Source organism: Planotetraspora sp. A-T 1434 (assembly GCF_025420585.1).
Classification (GTDB): domain Bacteria; phylum Actinomycetota; class Actinomycetes; order Streptosporangiales; family Streptosporangiaceae; genus JAOEGB01.
In genome coordinates, this window is sequence record NZ_JAOEGB010000017.1 from 64,711 (window position 1) to 83,141 (window position 18,431).

17 protein-coding genes are annotated in these 18,431 nt (G+C 70.9%); 11 read left to right on the top strand and 6 right to left on the bottom strand.

Annotated features, from left to right (window positions below; all coding sequences use genetic code 11):
* Positions 1-2 precede the first annotated feature (2 nt).
* The 3 genes from N5079_RS22070 to N5079_RS22080 are packed head-to-tail and all read right to left on the bottom strand — an operon-like array spanning position 3 to position 2,944.
* Positions 3-929 carry an oxidoreductase gene (locus N5079_RS22070; protein ID WP_261585867.1) on the bottom strand — a complete coding sequence of 309 codons (927 nt, stop codon included), beginning with the start codon at positions 927-929 and terminating at the stop codon, positions 3-5.
* A 39-nt stretch (positions 930-968) separates the two neighbouring features.
* The gene (locus N5079_RS22075) at positions 969-1,673 is read right to left on the bottom strand and encodes an alpha/beta fold hydrolase (protein WP_261585868.1); all 705 of its coding nucleotides are present in this window, start codon (positions 1,671-1,673) and stop codon (positions 969-971) included.
* 11 nt (positions 1,674-1,684) lie between these two features.
* On the bottom strand, positions 1,685-2,944 hold the full coding sequence (locus N5079_RS22080; RefSeq protein ID WP_261585869.1) for a YbfB/YjiJ family MFS transporter: 1,260 nt from the start codon (positions 2,942-2,944) through the stop codon (positions 1,685-1,687).
* Between the two features lie 165 nt (positions 2,945-3,109).
* Between N5079_RS22080 and N5079_RS22085 the strand changes: the two genes are divergently transcribed.
* Positions 3,110-3,709, top strand: coding sequence for a TetR/AcrR family transcriptional regulator (locus tag N5079_RS22085; protein WP_261585870.1), 600 nt, complete (start codon positions 3,110-3,112; stop codon positions 3,707-3,709).
* A 39-nt stretch (positions 3,710-3,748) separates the two neighbouring features.
* Here N5079_RS22085 and N5079_RS22090 read toward each other — a convergent pair whose 3' ends face one another.
* Positions 3,749-8,530 (bottom strand): ATP-dependent helicase, encoded by a 4,782-nt coding sequence (locus tag N5079_RS22090; protein ID WP_261585871.1) that lies wholly within the window; start codon positions 8,528-8,530, stop codon positions 3,749-3,751.
* A 97-nt stretch (positions 8,531-8,627) separates the two neighbouring features.
* On the opposite strand from N5079_RS22090, the gene N5079_RS22095 reads away from it, so the two are divergent.
* From N5079_RS22095 to N5079_RS22125, 7 genes are all read left to right on the top strand, one after another.
* A complete protein-coding gene (locus N5079_RS22095; RefSeq protein ID WP_261585872.1) occupies positions 8,628-9,956 on the top strand; it encodes a pyridoxal phosphate-dependent decarboxylase family protein in 1,329 nt (442 codons plus the stop codon).
* 2 nt (positions 9,957-9,958) lie between these two features.
* Positions 9,959-10,447 carry a VOC family protein gene (locus N5079_RS22100; protein ID WP_261585873.1) on the top strand — a complete coding sequence of 163 codons (489 nt, stop codon included), beginning with the start codon at positions 9,959-9,961 and terminating at the stop codon, positions 10,445-10,447.
* Between the two features lie 21 nt (positions 10,448-10,468).
* Positions 10,469-10,663, top strand: coding sequence for a DUF3046 domain-containing protein (locus N5079_RS22105; protein ID WP_261585874.1), 195 nt, complete (start codon positions 10,469-10,471; stop codon positions 10,661-10,663).
* A gap of 101 nt (positions 10,664-10,764) precedes the next feature.
* Entirely contained in the window at positions 10,765-11,196 is a 432-nt protein-coding gene (locus tag N5079_RS22110) for a hypothetical protein (RefSeq protein ID WP_261585875.1), read from the top strand.
* Positions 11,193-11,501: a winged helix-turn-helix domain-containing protein gene (locus tag N5079_RS22115; protein ID WP_261585876.1), complete on the top strand. Its 309-nt coding sequence runs from the start codon at positions 11,193-11,195 to the stop codon at positions 11,499-11,501. The genes N5079_RS22110 and N5079_RS22115 overlap by 4 nt, the downstream gene beginning before the upstream one ends.
* Entirely contained in the window at positions 11,494-12,366 is an 873-nt protein-coding gene (locus tag N5079_RS22120; protein WP_261585877.1) for an ABC transporter ATP-binding protein, read from the top strand. Before N5079_RS22115 ends, N5079_RS22120 begins: the two co-directional genes overlap by 8 nt.
* Entirely contained in the window at positions 12,363-13,463 is a 1,101-nt protein-coding gene (locus N5079_RS22125; protein WP_261585878.1) for an ABC transporter permease, read from the top strand. Before N5079_RS22120 ends, N5079_RS22125 begins: the two co-directional genes overlap by 4 nt.
* Here N5079_RS22125 and N5079_RS22130 read toward each other — a convergent pair.
* Entirely contained in the window at positions 13,414-13,896 is a 483-nt protein-coding gene (locus N5079_RS22130) for an NUDIX hydrolase (protein ID WP_261585879.1), read from the bottom strand. The two genes, N5079_RS22125 and N5079_RS22130, sit on opposite strands and share 50 nt — an antisense overlap.
* Positions 13,897-13,904: 8 nt before the next feature.
* Positions 13,905-14,180: a hypothetical protein gene (locus N5079_RS22135; protein ID WP_261585880.1), complete on the bottom strand. Its 276-nt coding sequence runs from the start codon at positions 14,178-14,180 to the stop codon at positions 13,905-13,907.
* A gap of 298 nt (positions 14,181-14,478) precedes the next feature.
* Between N5079_RS22135 and recA the strand changes: the two genes are divergently transcribed.
* From recA to rny, 3 genes are all read left to right on the top strand, one after another.
* Positions 14,479-15,588 carry a recombinase RecA gene (recA, locus tag N5079_RS22140; RefSeq protein WP_261585881.1) on the top strand — a complete coding sequence of 370 codons (1,110 nt, stop codon included), beginning with the start codon at positions 14,479-14,481 and terminating at the stop codon, positions 15,586-15,588.
* Positions 15,589-15,596: 8 nt separating this feature from the next.
* Positions 15,597-16,517 carry a recombination regulator RecX gene (recX, locus tag N5079_RS22145; protein ID WP_261585882.1) on the top strand — a complete coding sequence of 307 codons (921 nt, stop codon included), beginning with the start codon at positions 15,597-15,599 and terminating at the stop codon, positions 16,515-16,517.
* 256 nt (positions 16,518-16,773) lie between these two features.
* Positions 16,774-18,381 (top strand): ribonuclease Y, encoded by a 1,608-nt coding sequence (gene rny, locus N5079_RS22150; protein WP_261585883.1) that lies wholly within the window; start codon positions 16,774-16,776, stop codon positions 18,379-18,381.
* The last annotated feature ends 50 nt before the right edge of the window (positions 18,382-18,431 follow it).

Sequence of the window (18,431 nt, forward strand, 5' to 3'; positions counted from 1 at the left end):
CGTCATGCCGGGAAGGCGTACCGGACTCCAGTGAGTCTCTCGGAGACGTCCCAGAGACGGCGGGCGACGTCCTCGTCACGGGCGGCGGCCGCCGTGTCGACGATCGTGGGATAGCCCCGCTGCTCCAGGAAGCCGTCCGGGCCGACATAGCTCGCGCGACGGATTTCGGGCACCGTCGCGGCGTAGAGGAGGGGCAGGGCGCCCATCTCGGCCCTCTGGGCCAGCAGGACGTTCCCCAGCCGGTTGGCCAGCCCCTCCAGCTTGTTCCCGGTCATCGCGGGGCCGGCGCTGGCGAGGTTGGTGGCCGCGTAGCCGGGATGCGCGGCCACGCTGACCAGCGACGTCCCAGAGGCGTGACGGTCCAGCTCGTACATGAACAGGAGGTTGGCCAGCTTCGACTGGGCATAGGCCCGCCACTTCCGGTAATGGCGCTGACCCTGCAGGTCATCGAAGTCGATCCGCCCCACTTTGTGCATGTTGCTGCCCACCGTCACCACGCGCGGTGCGGAGCTCCGCAGCAGGGCGGGCAGGAGCAGCCCGGTCAACGCGAAGTGGCCCAGATGGTTCGTGCCGAACTGCATCTCGAACCCGTCCGCCGTCACCCGGTACGGCAGAGCCATCACGCCCGCGTTGTTGACGAGTATGTCGACGGCGTTCTCGGAGTCCTCGGAGAACGTCGCGGCGAACTGCCGCACGGAGGAGAGATCGGCGAGGTCGAGCCGGACCACCCGGATGTCGGCCGAGGGCGCGGCCTTACGCATCCGCGCCGCCGCGTCCTTCCCCTTGGCCGTGTCGCGGCAGGCGACGACCACGCGGGCGCCCCGCCTGGCCAGCTCTCCAGCCGTGATCATGCCGATGCCGCTGTTGGCTCCGGTCACGATCGCGGTCTTGCCCGACTGATCAGGAATGTTGGCGGCCGTCCAGCCCATGCCTGCCTCCTGTGCGCTCGGACTCCACCATAGATCGTCTCAAGGCCGTGGCGGTGCCTCATTGGTCCGCTTTAGTGATTCAACGACCTCACCCAGGATCTCCACCAGGCCCTCCGGCGCGTCCCGCATGAGGTTGTGCCCGCCGGCCAGCGCGTGCGTCGTCCAGGAGGGGTCCTCGCGCAGCCGTTCGTAGACCGGGGTGAACGGGGACGGGCCGTCCCACCCCGCCGCGTACACGTAGTCCCTGCGGCGGATGTGCGCGAGGTCGCCGGTGAGCCGGAGCGGCTGGAGCAGCGAGGCCAGCGGGTGGGGCGTGGCCCGCGCGTCGAAGAACGGCAGCGTCCGCACCGCGTAGCCGGTCTCCACCACGTCCACGTACCATCGCCGCTCCTGATCCGAGACCAGGGTCCAGCAGGAGTCGCCGTGCTCCGGCACCACGGCGTCCAGGTACACCAGGGAGTCCACCCGTCCGGGCGCGCGGTCGGCGACTCCGGTGATCACCATGCCCCCATAGCTGTGGCCGACCAGCACCGCGTTCTGGATGTTCTCGGCCGCGAGAACGCCGGTCACGTCCTGGATGTGCGTGTCGAGGTTCACTCCGCCGTGCAGCAGATGGCTGCGCTCGCTGAGCCCGGTCAACGTCAGCGGGTAGGCGCGGTGCCCCTGGTCGCGTAGCCGCTGGGTGAGCTCCTCGAAACACCAGCCGCCATGACACATGCCGGGGATGAGGACAAAAGTCGCCACAATCGTGCTCCCTATCGTTGCTGGGCTTGTATCTGGTCCGCGTCCTGGTCCGCGTCCTGGTCCGCGTCCTGGTCCGCGTCCTGGTCTGTGCCCTGGTCCGAGGCAGAGGGGCGAGTACGGCCGGCCGTCGCGGCGACCACAGCCGCCACGGCGCACAGGGCCGCGGTCCACACCAGCGTGGCCTCGGTCGAGGTCTGATCGGCGACGATGCCGGCGATCCACGGGCCGACGGTCTGGCCGGCCGCGAACAGCATGGTGAAGGCCGCCAGTGTGGCGGTCCAGTCCGCCGGCGGGGTGTTGCCCTTGATGAGGGCGGTGACGGCGGCGGGAACGCCCATGAACGTCGCCCCGTAGACGAGCGCTGAGGCGAGGATGACCGGTGGTGCCGGCGCCGTCAGTGCCAGGGCCGCGCCGCCGCCGAGGACGGCGAGCAGGGTGGACAGGGTGCGGGTGCCGGGCCACTCGGCGGTCGGGCGGTTCCACAGCGCGGGCGCCGCCACGACGGCCAGTCCCAGCGCCGTCCAGGTGAGCACCACCTGCGCGGGCGGCGCGTGCCGGTCGTCGAGGTAGGCGGACAAGAACGTGATGTAGGTGATGTATCCGGCGGCGAACAGTAGGTAGGCCACGGCGGTTCCCCAGAGCGGGCGCACGCGGACCCGGCCGGCCGTCGCGGCCTGAGCGTCCCTGTCCGTATGCGCGGCGGTCCAGCTCGCCACCGTTGCCAGCGCGGCGGCGACGGCCAGGCCGACCCAGGCCAGACGCCAGTGCTCTCCCAGTGCCGGGATGGTCGCGCCGCTGAAGACGATCCCCAGCCCGGTGCCCGCGAAGTACACCGTGATGGGCGCGCCTGAGGCGGCGCGGGCGGCGACACGCGAGGCGATCACACCGCCGGCGACGAACACCGCCGCCCCCGCCGACCCGGCAGCGGCCCGCGCGGCCAGCAGCGCCGGATAAGCGTCGCTCACGGCGGTCGCGGCCAGCGACACGGCCGTGAGCGCCATCCCCCCGCGGAAGACGGAGGCCGTGCCCCAGCGGCGGACGAGCACGGCTGTCACCAGTGCGCCGAGGAGGTAGCCCATCCCGTTGGCGGCGCTCATCGCCCCGGCCTCGGTCAGGGTCCAGTGCAGGTCGTCGCGCATGGCCGGCAGGAGCAGCCCGTAGGCGAAGCGCGCGAGCCCGAGCGCCGAAGCGGTGCCGAGCGCCAGCGGGGCCGCCTGCCATCCCGCCTGCCATGCCGTCCGGGGCGCCGTCCGGGGCGCCGTCCTCGTCATCGGTCCCGGCACTGGGAGCCGCCGCGGCCAGCCGCATTCCGGACCGGGACACCCCGGTCGCGCGGCGAGGCGACGAAGTCTGGCATGGCAGCCCCCAAAGGTCGAACCGATCGGTACGAACTCGGATGCTAGCAGCAGAACGAACCGAACGGTACGATCTGTGGCATGCCAGTTCCCAAGGGCTCGACGATCGACCCGGAGCGCACTCGCGCCGCCATGATGGAGGCGGTCACCCCGGTGCTGTACGAGCGCGGGCTCGACGGCATCGGCGTCGCCGAGCTGTGCGCCTCCATCGGGGTGTCCAAGGAGACGCTCTACCGGCACTTCGGCAGCAAGGACGGCCTCGTGGAGGCCATGCTGGAAGCGCGCAGCGAGCGGGTGACGAGCTGGCTGGCAGAGGCCGCCGCGGCCGCCGGTGACGACCCCCGCGACCAGCTCGCAGCGCTGTTCGACGCCCTCCAGCAGTGGTACGACGACCCGGTCTTCCGCGGCTGCGCGATGTTGAACGCGGCCGCCCAGCACCATGTCGACCCCGTGCGCGCGATCACCGCGCGGCACCTGGACCGCTACCTCGAACTGCTGACCGGCATCGCCCGCCGCGCCGGCGCCGCCGATCCGCACGTTCTGGGTCGGCAGCTGCTCATGCTGGTCGAGGGGGCGACCGTCGTCGCCGCACATCACGACCCGGCCGCCGCGGGTGAGCACGCCCGCCAGGCCGCGCTCACCCTGCTGTCCGCCGCCCCCCGAACCGGCCTTCAAGACTGACGCGCCGGGTCAGCTGCTCAGCGCTCTGCTTAGGCCCTGCTAGGCGCGGATGCGGAGGCCGCGCGGGGTGGGGTGGAAGCCGGCGGCTTCGAGGGCCGCGGCCAGCGGGGAGTCGGCGATGGAGGCTCCATCGGCGCGTTCGACGGTGAGCTTGCCCAGCGCGCCCTCCCGTACGGCGAGCGCCAGGGCGTCCACAGCGGGCCGGAGGTCCTCCTCGGCCCCGAACGACAGCAGGGTCTTGCCGCCACGCTCGACGTAGAGCACGAGGCGGCCCTCCACCAGCACCACCAGCGCTCCGGCCTTGCGGCCCGGCTTGTGGGTGACGTCGCCGGCCCGGTCCGGCCACGGCAGGGCCGCGCCGTACGGGTTGGCGGGGTCGGCGGCGGCCAGGACGATGGTTCGCCGGGGGGAGGGGGCCGCGGGGGTCGCCCACAGGTCTTCCTCAGGGGCAGGGGTGGTCGACGACATGGCGCGCATCCGGTCGACCGCCCCCGGCAGGGCGAACTGGGCTCCTCCGAGGCCCTCCACGAAGTAGCCACGGCGGCAGCGGCCGCTCTCCTCGTAGGCCCGCAGCACCTGGTAGACGGAGGAGAAGCCACCGGGAAGCCGCTCGGCGGTGACGCCGCCCCTGGTCAGCACGCCGTGCCGTTCGAGCAGCACCTCCGCCTGAGCGTGGGCCCTCTGCGTGCCGTCCTCGGCTGGAGAGGGCAGCAGCCACCATCGCCCGCTCACCGTCGGCGGGCCGCTCCTCGTCGGCAGCACGGCGCGGCGACGCCGGCTCGCCGGGGGCCGATGGGCGGGACGCCCGCTGCCCAGGGTGGATCGGAGCGGAGCGAGCGTGTCGCCGGTGATCCGGCCCGACCAGACCAGATCCCACAGAGCCGCCGCCAGCACCGTGTCGTCCAGCATGGCGGTCCGGTTGGACAGCTCGCGGAAGAACAGCGCCCCGCCTCCGCTCAGGATCTCCAGCACCTGCTCGTGCAGCGGGGTCATGGTGATCTCGGCCGGTGGATGCATCAGCAGGGGAGCGGTGTCGGCGAAGTAGAGCGAGACCCAGCCGTCCCCGCCCGGCAGCGATCCCTGGCCCGCCCAGATGACCTCGCCCGACGCGGTGAGCTCGTCGAGGAGGGCGGGGGAGTAGCCGGGCACCCGGCTCGGCAGCACCAGGGTTTCGAGCGCCGAGGCTGGGACCGCCGCCCCCTGGAGCCGCTCGATCGCGCTGATCAGGGCGTCCATCGATCGCGCGGACCCGCCGGCGGACGTGCGGCCCGGCGCGATGCCGTGCCACACCGGGAGGAAAGCGGCCAGCACCTCGGGCGGGACCGGCTCGACCTCCTTGCGGAGCCGGGCCAGCGACCTGCGGCGGAGCAGGCGGAGCACGCCCGCGTCGCACCACTCCTCGCCGCGCCCGCCGGGCCGGAACTCGCCGGAGACGACCCTCCCGGAGGCGGCCAGGCGGCGGAGCGCGTCGTCGATCACGGCGACGCCCATGCCGAAGCGGGCCGCGGCCGTACCGGATGAGAACGGCCCGCGCGTGCGCGCGTGGCGGGCCACGAGGTCGCCCAGCGGATCGGGCGCGGGCCCCTGCCGCACTGACCCGGACCCGCCCGTGCCGCCGGTGGACGGGGCCTCCAGGAACTCCTGGGGAACGCCCACCGGGAGCGGTGCGCCCAGGGCGTCGCGGAGCCGCCAGGCGTCCTCGACCGCCGCCCACTGCTCGTGGCCGGCGACGCGCACCCGGATGGCCCGGCGGGCTCTCTCCAGATCGGCCAGCCAGGCCGGGTCGCCCTCGCGGATCGAGACGTCCTCGGCCAGTAAGGGGCCGTGAGAACGGAGCAGGTCGGCGAGGTCCTCGGCGTCGCGGAGCGGCCGGTCCAGCCGGGCGAGCTCCCGCTCGGCCTCCGCGATCACGTCGGGGTCGAGCAGCTCGCGCAGGTCGGCCTGGCCGAGCAGCTCGGCGAGGAGCGCCGTGTCGAGGGTCAGGGCCTGCGCCCGGCGCTCCGCGAGTGGCGCGTCGCCCTCGTACATGAAGGCGCCGATGTAGTTGAACAGCAGCGAGGCCGCGAAGGGGGACGCCTGGGAGGTCTCCACCTCGACGACCCGCACCCGGCGGGCCGAGATGTCCCGCATGAGCTGGACCAGGCCCGGCACGTCGAAGACGTCCTGCAGGCACTCCCGCATGGTCTCCAGGACGACGGGGAACGTGGCGTACTTGCTGGCCACGCCGAGCAGGTGGGCGGCACGCTGGCGCTGCTGCCACAGCGGGGTCCGCTTCCCGGGGGTGCGGCGCGGGAGCAGGAGGGAGCGCCCGGCGCACTCGCGGAAGCGCGCCGCGAACATCGCCGACCCTCCGAGCTCCTCCGTGACGATCTGCTCGATCTCCTCCGCGTCGAAGGCCGCCACGTCGGTCGGCGCCTCGTCGAGCGTGTCGGGGATGCGCAGCACGATGCCGTCGTCGGAGTGGACGGCCTGCACGTCCACGCCGTACCGCTCGCGCAGCCGCCGGCCGATCGCCAGCGCCCACGGGGCGTGCACCCGCGCGCCGTACGGCGAGTGGATCACCACGCGCCAGTCGCCCAGCTCGTCGTGGAAGCGCTCCACGACGAGCGTGCGGTCGTCCGGCACGTATCCCGTCGCCTCCCGCTGCTCGGCCAGGTAGGAGACGAGGTTGCCGGTGGCGAACTCGTCGAGCCCCGCCGCGCGGAGGGCGTCCGTCGTGCCCGAGGTGGACAGCTCGCGGAGGAACGCCCCGATGGCGCGGCCCAGCTCGGCGGGCCGGCCGGGAGCGTCGCCGTGCCAGAACGGCAGCTTGCCCGGCTGCCCGGGGGCGGGGGAGACGAGCACGCGGTCGGCGGTGATGTCCTCGATCCGCCAGGACGACGCGCCCAGGACGAACACGTCGCCCACCCGCGACTCGTAGACCATCTCCTCGTCCAGCTCGCCGACCCGGGAGGGCGTCCTGCCGGAGGCGGGCCTGGAAGCACCGTCTCCCACGAGGAAGACGCCGAACAGGCCGCGGTCGGGGATCGTGCCGCCATTGGTCACCGCCAGCCGCTGCGCGCCGGGGCGGCCCTGGAGCGTCCCCGTCACCCGGTCCCACACGATTCGCGGCCGCAGCTCGGCGAATTCCTCGCTCGGGTATCGCCCGGCGAGCATGTCCAGCGTCGCCTCCAGGGCGGTGCGCGGCAGCGTGGCGTACGGCGCGGCCTTCCGGACGACGGCCTCCAGGGAGTCGACGGTCCACTCGTCGAGCGCGGTCATCGCCACGATCTGCTGCGCGAGCACGTCGAGGGGGTTGCGCGGGTAGCGGAGCTCCTCGATCTGGCCGGTCTTCATGCGTTCGGCCACGACGGCGGTCTGGACGAGGTCGCCGCGATACTTGGGGAAGATCACGCCGCGGGAGACGGCGCCGACCTGGTGCCCCGCCCGGCCGATGCGCTGGAGCCCGCTCGCCACGCTCGGCGGCGCCTCGACGCAGGCCACCAGGTCGACCAGGCCCATGTCGATGCCCAGCTCCAGGCTTGACGTGGCGACCACGGCCGGCAGGCGGCCGGACTTCAGCGCCTCCTCGATGTGGGACCGCTCCTCCTTGGAGACCGACCCATGGTGGGCCCGCACGATCTCCGGTATCGCTCCGCCCGAGGCCCCTGCCTGCGCCATCGTCTCGGCCGGCATCCGGGGCGGCCCCTCCCCGTCGCTCCGGCCGCCGGACCACTGGTCGCGCAGGTGGTCGAGGGTCGCCGACCAGTGCGCAGGGTCGGCCTCGGGGGCGATGGGGTCCGCGCCGGGGCCCGCGTCAGGTGCCGAGCGGCGCTCCCAGGCGAGCTCGTTGAGGCGTGTGCACAGCCGCTCCGACAGACGGCGGGAGTTGGCGAAGACGATGGTGGACCGGTGCGCCTCGATGAGGTCGAGCAGGTGCTCCTCCACGTGCGGCCAGATGCTCCGCCGGTGCTCGGAGGGCTCACCGTCCGAACCGGGGGCGGGCGGGGCCAGCTCGGTCATGTCCTCGACCGGGACGACGACGTCGACCTCGATGACCTTCTCCGACGGAGGCTGCACCACGGTGGCCGGGCGGGAGCCGCCGAGGAAGGTGGCCACCTCGCTGACCGGCCGGACCGTGGCGGACAGGCCGATGCGCTGGGCCGGCTCCGGCAGCAGGGCGTCGAGCCGCTCCAGGCTCAGCGCCAGGTGCGCGCCGCGCTTGGTGGCGGCGACCGCGTGGACCTCGTCGATGATCACCGTCTCGACGCCGCGGAGCGCCTCCCGCGCCTGGGACGTGAGGATCAGGAACAGCGACTCGGGCGTTGTGATCAGGATGTCGGACGGCCTGGTGGCGAAACGGCGGCGGTCCTCGGCCGTGGTGTCGCCGGACCGGATGGCCACCGAGATCTCCGGCGCGGGCAGGCCCATCCGCCGCGCGGTCTGCTTGATGCCGGTGAGCGGCGCGCGCAGGTTGCGCTCGACGTCGACCGCTAGCGCCTTGAGGGGGGAGACGTACAGCACCCGGCACAGCCGCTCGCGCTCCCCGGTCTTCCGCCCACCCCGCCGCGCGGGGCCGCCGGCCGCGACAGGAGCCGCGGCGTTCTCGTCGGTCACGACAGGAGACGCGGCATGCTCGACGGCCAGGCGGTCGATCGCCCACAGGAAGGCGGCCAGGGTCTTGCCGGAACCGGTGGGAGCGACCACCAGCGTGTTATCGCCGCGGGCGATGGACGACCACGCGCCCTCCTGCGCGGCCGTGGGCGCGGCGAAGGCGCCGGTGAACCATTCCCTGGTCACTGGACTGAAGCTGTCGAGCGCGCTCACCCGCCCATCATGCATCGGGCCACCGATAGAAAGCGCCGTGTCCATACGGCCTGCCACGTGCCCCGGTGGGGCTATTTACCGGTTTTACCCTGTTTCTCCCCATACTTGCCCGGTGCATGACTACGACGAGCGGCTCACCGATCTGGTCTTCTCCTACATGAGAGACCGGCTGGCCATGGATCCCGTCCCGCTGGACCACCCCGGCGTCAAGGACAAGCTGGACATAGCACTCGCGGGGCTGATCAACGCCGAAGGGAACGATCCGGCCAAGGTGCTGGACATCTACGCCGACCAGCTCGCTCCCTCGGTCATCTCGGCCGACAGCCCGCGGTTCCTGTCGTTCATCCCCGCCGCCCCCACCAAGGCCGCGCTGCTCTTCGACATGGTCGTCTCCTGCGCCTCGTTGCAGGGCATCTCCTGGCTGGAGGCCTCCGGCGCGATCGCCGCGGAGAACCAGGTGCTGCGCCTGATCGCCGACAAGGCGGGCATGCCCGGCACGGCGGGCGGCTGCTTCGTCTCCGGTGGGAGCGCCGCCAATCTGTCCGCTCTGGTCGTCGCGCGTGACGCGGCCCGCCGTACGGCGGGGAGGCCGCGCGTCGCGGTGAGCGACCAGGCGCACTCCTCGATCACGAACACGCTCAACATCATCGGCGTGGACCCGCTGGTCGTGAAGACGAGCGACCACCGCCTCACCGGCGAGGCCCTCCGCGCGGCGCTGGAGGGCGACGAGGCCGGTGACGTGATCGCCGTCGTGGCGACCTGCGGCACCACCAACGCGGGCATCATCGACGACCTGGCCGGCGTCGCCGAGGTCGCCCGGGAGCATGACCTGTGGTTCCACGTGGACGGCGCGTACGGCGGAGCCGGGCTGTTCGCCCCTTCGGTGCGGGGGTTGTACGACGGCATCGAGCACGCGGACTCCTTCGTCGTCGACCCGCACAAGTGGCTGTTCGCGCCCTTCGACTGCGCGGCCCTGCTGTACCGGAACCCGCGCCTCGCCAAGGCGGTGCACACGCAGGACGCGTCCTACCTCGACGTCCTGCACACCGGTGAGGAGGAGGACTGGAACCCCACCGACTACGCCTACCACCTGACCAGGCGCGCCCGCGGCCTGCCGCTGTGGTTCTCCCTCGCCGTCCACGGCGTCGGCGCGTACACGGAGGCGATCGAGAAGGCCCTGTCCCTCGCCCGGCGCAGCGCGGACCTGATCAGGGAGAACGAGAAGCTCGAACTGATCCGGGAGCCGACGCTGTCGGCCGTGCTGTTCCGGCGGAGGGGCTGGACGCACGACGACTACCGGAGCTGGTCGGAGCGCCTGCTCGCGGGGCAGATCGGCTTCGTCACGCCCACCGGCTGGGAGGGCGAGACCGTGGCCAGGTTCGCCTTCCTCCACCCCAACACCACGATCGGCATCGTGGAGGAGATCCTTGCGACCATGTAGGCATGGACATTGACTACGCGGCCATCGAGGCGGAGCGCGAGCGCATCCGCGGGCGCTACCTGAGCGAGCGCCGTGGCCCGAGCAGCGCGAGGGGTCTGCACCACTTCGCGCTGATCTCATCCGACGTCGGCCGCACGATCCGCTTCTATGACGAGCTCCTGGAGTTCCCTCTCACGGAGATCTTCGAGAACCGGGACTACCGGGGCTCCAACCACTTCTTCTTCGACATCGGCAACGGCAACCTGCTGGCGTTCTTCGACCTCCCGGGGCTCGACCTGGAGCCGTACAAGGAGGTCCTGGGCGGGCTGCACCACATCGCGATCTCGGTGGAGCCGTCCACCTGGGAGCGGCTGAGGGGCAGGCTCGACGCCGCCGGCGTGCCGTACCAGGAGGAGGGCGGCACCTCGATCTACTTCCGCGACCCGGACGGCGCGCGCCTCGAACTGCTCGCCGACCCGCTCGGCGAGATGTACGGCACGCGAGTGCTCTGAACGGGCGGCCATACTGGAACCATGCGCCTCACTGACTTCTGGAACCGGATGCACCGCCATTTCGGCGAGGCATACGCGGAGTCGTGGGCCAGGGACTACGTCATCGCGGGTCTGGGTGGGCGGACGGTCGAGCAGGCCCTCGCCGACGGTGTGGCGGCCAAGCAGGTCTGGCACGCCGTCTGCCAGGTCGTCGAGGTGGACGCCAGGCTTCGCTGACTCCCTTCCCCCGCTTGCGGTCAAGCTTCCTCGCGCTCATCTACTTGAATGGTAGTTGAGTGCTTGTTATCGTGTTGAATACATGAGCCAGGAGGAAGCGAATGAACGCCGAAGAACTCTCCCCTGACCAGGCACTGCAGGAGATCGGCCGGGTGGATCAGCGGATCCGGCATTCCGCGCGCGGCGGCGGCTGGATGTTCCTGATCATGGGGGTCGCCACGGTGGCCTACTGGCCCGCCATGTTCCTCGGCCGCGGCCTGGTGCCGCTTGCCGGGGGCGTGGGCTGGGTCGCGCTGACGATCGCGTTGTGTGTCTACTGCGTGCGAAGGCGGGTGCACGACCGGCTTTTCAACCGGACCAGCCGCTCGGTGACGGCGGCATACACCGTGACCACGCTGCTGGTGTTCGTCTTCGGCACGTTCCTCATGCCGGAACGGCCCTCGCCCGGCTGGATCGCCGCTCTCGTCGCGATATCCGTGATCGCGGCGCTGCCCCCGATGTATGCCGGGTGGCGGATTCTGGGGAAGGGATGACCACGCACCCGCGACACGAGCTGGACGAGGTCATCCACGCGCCGGTCCGGCTGTCGATCATGGCGGCCCTGGCGGCGGCGGAGAAGGCCGACTTCCGGTTCCTGCGCGACACGATCGAGGTCAGCGACTCCCTGCTCTCCAAGCACATCCTCACGCTCGAAGAGGCCGGATACATCCGCGTGGAGAAGACCTTCGTCGGAAAGCGGGCGCGCACGTGGCTCTCGCTGACCGACCGCGGACGGGACGCGTTCACCGCCTACACCGACGTGCTCCGCCGGATCACTGAAGGGATCCCCCGTGCTTGAAATCCAGGAACTGCGCAAACGCTACGGAGACACGACCGCGCTCGACGGGGTGAGCTTCGCCGTACGGCCGGGCGAGATGTTCGGCTTCGTCGGTGCGAACGGCGCAGGCAAGACGACCACCATGCGGATCATCATGGGGGTGCTCCAGGCGGACTCGGGCGAGGTGCGCCATTCCGGTCGTGCTCTGACATACGAGGACCGCCGCCGGTTCGGCTACATGCCCGAGGAGCGCGGGCTCTACCAGAAGATGAAGGTGGCCGACCAGGTCGAATACTTCGGCAGGCTACGCGGGCTCGGCCAGGCCGCCGCCCGCCAGGCCACCGGCGAACTGCTCGAGCGGCTCGGGCTGGCCGGGCGGCGCGACGACGCGGTGGAGGCGCTGTCCCTGGGCAACCAGCAGCGCGTCCAGCTCGCGGTCGCGCTCGTGCACGCCCCCGCGGTCCTGGTGCTCGACGAGCCGTTCTCGGGCCTGGACCCGCTCGCGGTGGACGCGCTGGCCGGCGTGCTCAAGGACAGGGCCGCGTCCGGAGTGCCGGTGATCTTCTCCAGCCACCAGCTCGACCTGGTCGAACGGCTCTGCGACTCGGTCGGCATCATCTCGCACGGGTGGATGGTGGCCTCGGGGGCTGTCGCCGCTCTCCGCGAAAGGGAGGGCCGCATAAAGGTCATCGTCCGGGGTGCGTCCCCCGGCTGGGCCGACGGGCTGCCGGGCAGAGTCACGGCCGAAGGCGATCGCCAGGTGCTCATCAGCGAGGGCGGGGACGATCAGGAGATCCTCCGCACCGCCGTACAGGCAGGAACGGTCGAGCATTTCGGATGGCAGCGGCCCACGCTCGCGGAGATCTTCAGGGAGGCTGTCGCATGAACGGGCTGTTGCTGGTCGCGCGGCGGGAGATCCGCACGCGCATCAGGACGAAGGGTTTCCTCATCAGCCTCGCGATCAGCGCGTCGCTGGTGGTCGCGGCGGCGTTCGTGCCGAAGTTGTTCTCCGGTCCCGACACTTACACGGTCGGTGTGGTGGGCGCCGTCCCCGCCGCCGTCGGCCAGGTCAAGTTCACGAAATATCCGGATGAGGCGGCCGCACGCAAGGGGGTGACCGAGGGGGACGCCGACGCCGCCCTGATCGACGACCAGAAGGTCCTGGCCGACGGCGAGCTCGACCGGGGACTCGGGCTGATCCTGGAGAGCGCGCATCGCGAGGCTCGGATCAAGGCGGCCGGCCTCGAGATCACGCCGCTGCGCGTGGAGTCCATGGGGACCGGCAAGGGGGTGCGCACCGGCATCGCGACACTGCTGGTGCTGGTGCTGTTCTTCCTGCTCATCTATTCGGCCATGTACGTCGCGATGGGCGTCGTCGAGGAGAAGGGCAACCGGATCGTGGAGATCCTTCTCACCTCGGTACGGCCGTGGGAGCTGCTCGGCGGGAAGATCGTCGGCCTGGGCGCGCTGGGCTTGATCAACCTTGGGGTCGTCATCGGCGCCGGCCTGGGCGCGTCCGCCGCCACCGGGCTCGCCGCCGATCTCCCGCCGGACATGGCCGGCATCGTGATCGGCGCGGTCTTGTGGTTCGTGCTCGGCTACGCCTTCTTCTCCGCGCTCGCCGCCGCGTTCGGCTCGCTGGTCTCCCGCCAGGAGGAGCTCAACACCGTGCTGACGCCGATGACGATGCTGATGACTCTCACCTACCTGGTGGCGTATCTCGCCGCCGTCCAGCCCACGGGCACGGTCGCCCACATCCTGTCGCTGGTGCCGCCGTTCTCCTCAATGGTCATGCCGGTGCGCACGGCGGCGGCCGAGGTGCCGGTCGGAGAGGTCGCCCTGTCGGCGGCCCTCATGGTGGTGGCCGTGGTCGTCATGCTGCTGGCCGGGGCCCGGATCTACGAGAGGGCCGTCCTCCGCACCGGCGCCCGCGTCAAGCTGACAGAAGCCTTGCGGCAAGGCGGCCAAGGGTTACGTCGATGATCTGGACCTTGCCGGGCAGCGATTCGCGGCCGTCCCACCACGTGAGGTCGGCGATCTCGTCGTTCGCAGTGAAGCCGGACTGCGGCGTGGCCTGAGCGGTGTAGATGGCTGCGTATTCCGCGCGGCCTCTGAGAAGGAACTCGGCATACCCGGCGAAGTCCAGGTCGGCCACCTCGTGACCGGTCTCCTCCCGCAACTCGCGCACAGCCGCCTCGCGTGGCGTCTCCCCTGGATCGATCATGCCGCCGGGCAGCTCCCACTGCCCGCGAAACCGGTCGAACACGAGCAGGAGCCGGTCGCCGCACCAGAGAGCGACCAAGGACGCCGGCAGTGGGGCGTCATTGAAGGCGTGGTCGAAACGGACATCCTCCGCGACGCGATGGAAGGCCACCAGCGCGTTGCCCGCCCCGTCAACGGCGAGAGGCTCGCTCATCGGGCGCGTCAGCCGGTGCTGGAGAGGAGCTTGCTGATGGTTTCGGCCGCGAGGCCGGGATCCTCGGCGTCCTCCTGGCCGTCCGGCGACCACAGGAAGAGCCAGCCGTCCTTCGCGGGCGAGGCGAAGACGATCGTCTGCTTGCCGGTCCGGGGGTGCCAGACCCACAGCATGGGATCGTCCCCGCCGAGCAGCTGGCCGACGAGGCCGTGGTCGGGAAGTCGCCCCGCGAGCGCCTCCAGGAGGGTACGGCGCTGCGGACCGTACGCGCTGGTGCTCGTCACATGGCCGCCTTGGGGAGGGGGATCCGGCTTTCATCTAAGGATCGCCGCAGGTCAGTAGGCAAACAACCACTGGGAGGTAATGCCCGGGAATGTAACGGCGGAGTTGGGGTGCCGGGCGATGGCGTGTTCGGTAGGTGATCGAACAGTCGTTCGGCTATATTGAAGGGGTCGCCGCCGGGGTGCGGCAGACTGCGGCGAGCTTCTGAGGCGCGAATGCGGGAAGCTCAGGAAAAATGTCGGTGGCACCCCGTAGCTTTCCGGTGACCGAGCAGACGACGACCCTTCCAGGGGGCACCCAATGGCAATCAACGACCGCGAGAAGGCCCTTGAGACCGCCCTCGCGCAAATCGAGCGGCAGTTCGGCAAGGGCTCCGTCATGCGTCTCGGCGACGACGCGCGTGCCCCGATCGAGGTCATCCCGACCGGCGCGATCGCTCTCGACGTCGCCCTCGGCATCGGCGGCTTCCCCCGCGGCCGGATCGTGGAGGTCTACGGTCCGGAGTCCTCGGGTAAGACGACCGTGGCGCTGCACGCCGTGGCCAACGCGCAGAAGGGCGGCGGGATCGCCGCGTTCATCGACGCCGAGCACGCCCTCGACCCGGAATACGCGAAGAAGCTCGGCGTCGACGTGGACGCGCTGCTCGTCTCCCAGCCGGACACCGGTGAGCAGGCCCTCGAAATCGCCGACATGCTGATCCGCTCCGGCGCGGTGGACATCATCGTCATCGACTCGGTGGCGGCGCTGGTGCCGAAGGCCGAGATCGAGGGCGAGATGGGCGACAGCCACGTCGGCCTCCAGGCCCGCCTCATGTCCCAGGCCCTCCGCAAGGTCGCCGGCGCCCTCAACCAGACCCGGACCACCGCCATCTTCATCAACCAGCTCCGCGAGAAGATCGGCGTGATGTTCGGATCGCCCGAAACCACCACGGGTGGTAAGGCGCTGAAGTTCTACGCGTCGGTGCGGCTGGATGTCCGGAGGATCGAGACGCTCAAGGACGGCACGGAGCCCGTCGGCAACCGGACGCGGGTGAAGGTCGTCAAGAACAAGATGGCCCCGCCCTTCCGGCAGGCCGACTTCGACATCCTGTACGGCATCGGCATCTCGCGCGAGGGCGGCCTCATCGACATGGGGGTCGAGCACGGGTTCGTGCGCAAGGCCGGTGCCTGGTACACCTACGAGGGCGACCAGCTCGGGCAGGGCAAGGAGAACGCCCGCAACTTCCTGAAGAACAACCCCGACATCGCCAACGAGATCGAGAAGAAGATCAAGGAGAAGCTCGGGGTCGGGCCGCGCCTGGATACCCCGGCAGAGGCGGCCGCCGCCGCTCCCGCCGCTCCCGCCGCCCCGGCGGCTCCGGCGTCCGGGCGGGGCGCGAAGGCCGCCGCGCCCAAGCCGGGTGACGTCTGATCACAGCCATGAGGCGCGACGAGAACCCCGGCCCGTCCGACGAGATCGGGCCGGGGGACTGGACCTCCGGCCCCTGGGATCTCCCTGGTGCTTCCCGAGAAGCACGCGCACGGGAATCCTCCGCCGCGCTCGACGACCTCCGCGAGCAGATCCGGCGTCGCGAGGGCACAGGCCCTCACGGCGACCTTCCCGGCGGCGCGAGTGGCGTCGGTGGCACAGGAGGAGTCGGCGGCGAGCGGGCCAGTGTGGGATCCGGCGAGAGATCCGGCCAGCGGGCCGGAGAACGATCCGGTGAGAGGGCATCGCGCGCCAGGGGCCGGCAACGGAGCGGAAGCTCTGGTGGGAGCCGAAGCCGGGGGCGGGGAAAGCGGTCAGGCTGGTCGCCCGACGGGCCGGAGGAGGGCTCCCTCGCGAGCGAGGGGCCGGATGCCGATCCTCAGGCGGTGGCGAGGGCGATCTGCCTCCGGTTGCTGACGATGGCCCCACGGACGCGAGCTCAGTTGGCCGAGGCGCTGCGCAAGCGGGAGGTGCCCGAGGAGGCGGCGGAAGCCGTACTGGAACGGTTCTCCGAGGTCGGGCTCATCGACGACGAGGCGTTCGCCGCGGCGTGGGTGAGCTCCAGGCATCACGGACGGGGGCTCGCGCGCCGGGCCCTCGCCCAGGAGTTGCGGCATCGCGGGGTCGACGAGGAGACCGTCAAGGACGCGGTGGAGCAGCTCGATCCGGATCAGGAGGTCGAGACCGCCCGCACGCTGGTGACCCGGAAACTGGCCGCCACGCGCGGCGTGGAGCCGAAGGCGCGGACCCGCCGGTTGGTCGGGATGCTCGCCCGCAAGGGGTATTCGCCCGGCCTGGCGTTCCGCGTGGTCCGTGAGGCGCTCGAAGCCGAGGGCGTGGAGGCGGAGGACCTACCCGAGGAGTTCGGATGAGCAAGCATGCCAGGCCGAATGTCGCTTGACAGACGGTCTTTGCTTGCTCGTTACCTCTCTGACGCTTAATCTCGACCGCAGTGAGGAGTTACTCCGCGCAGCGCGGATTGCCATAACGGTGAACGACGACGGACGAGATGCCGGGTGCCCGGTTATCGCGACGATATTTGTCCTGGTGACGCCACCGGGCTCTGCCGTGCTGCGCGTGTGACCCTTCGCTTGCGGGAAAGTCGCGAGGCGAGAGGCGTGGGCGCGCATGAATACGATCGTGATCGTTCTGGCGGTTGCGGTGGTGATGCTGGCTCTCGTGGCGATTGCCGCGCTCGTCATCGTCATGCGCCGCACCTCGGGCGTCGTCACGCCGGCCGGGCCGTCTCCGGAGCAGTTGGCCGAGGTCAAGGCCGAGATCATGGAGCAGGCGAGGCAGGAGGCGGAGGAGATCCGCGCCAAGGCCGAGCTGGACGCGGTCAAGAAGTCCGAGTCTCTGGTGGAGAGCGCGGCCGCGATGCGCAAGGAGGTCGAGGAGGAGTCGCGCATCCTCAAGAGCGAGCTCAAGGAGCTCCGTTCCGACCTCGAGCGCCGCGAGAACCGGCTGGCCGAGCGTGAGCAGCGGCTCGACGAGGAGGCCAGGAGGCAGTCCGAGCGGGCCAGGAAGCTGGCCGAGACCGAGACCGAGCTGGCCGACCGCCGCGAGGAGCTCGACCAGGTCGCGGAGCGGCGCAGGGAGATCCTGGAGCGGGTCGCCGGGCTCACCGCCGACCAGGCCAAGGGCGAGCTGGTCAAGGAGATCGAGAACCAGGCCAAGCGCGAGGCCGCGCTGATCGTCCGGGAGATCGAGGGCGAGGCGCGTAAGGAGGGGGAGAAGCGGGCCTGCAAGATCGTGACGCTGGCCGTCCAGCGGGTGGCGACCGAGCAGACCGCCGAATCAGTGGTCAGCGTGCTGCACCTGCCGGGCGATGAGATGAAAGGCCGCATCATCGGCCGGGAGGGCCGCAACATCCGGGCCTTCGAGTCCACGACGGGCGTCAATCTGATCATCGACGATACACCGGAAGCGGTGCTGCTGTCCTGCTTCGACCCCGTGCGGCGGGAGACCGCCCGGCTCACGCTGGAACGGCTCGTCCTCGACGGCCGAATTCACCCACAGCGCATCGAGGAGGCCTACGACCGCAGCAAGGCCGAGGTCCAGGACCTGTGCGTCCGGGCCGGTGAGGACGCCCTGGTCGAGCTGGGCATCACCGAGATGCACCCGGAGCTGATCACGCTGCTCGGCCAGCTCCGCTACCGCACCTCCTACGGGCAGAATGTCCTGAAGCACCTGATCGAGTCGGCGCACATCGCCGGTATCATGGCGTCCGAGCTGCGGCTCGACCGCGATCTGGTGAAGCGGTGCGCCCTGCTGCACGACATCGGCAAGGCGCTCACCCACGAGGTCGAGGGCAGCCACGCGCTGATCGGAGCCGAGATCGCCCGCCGGTACGGCGAGCACGAGGACGTCGTCCACGCGATCGAGGCCCACCACAACGAGGTGGAGGTCCGGACGGTCGAGGCGGTGCTGACCCAGGCCGCCGACGCGATCAGCGGCAGCCGTCCCGGTGCCCGGCGCGAGTCGCTGGAGGCCTACGTGAAGCGCCTGGAGCGGCTGGAGGAGATCGCCCAGTCGTATGAGGGCGTGGACAAGGTGTTCGCCATGCAGGCGGGCCGCGAGATCCGCGTGATGGTGCGGCCCGACAATGTGGACGACATCCAGGCCCAGGTGATCGCGCGAGACGTCGCCAAGCAGGTCGAGGAGGAGCTGACCTACCCCGGCCAGATCCGGATCACCGTGGTCCGGGAGTCCCGCGCCACCGAGTTCGCCCGTTAGAAGACCCGTTAGAAGACCCGTTAGAAGACCCGTTGAGAGACCCGTTGAAG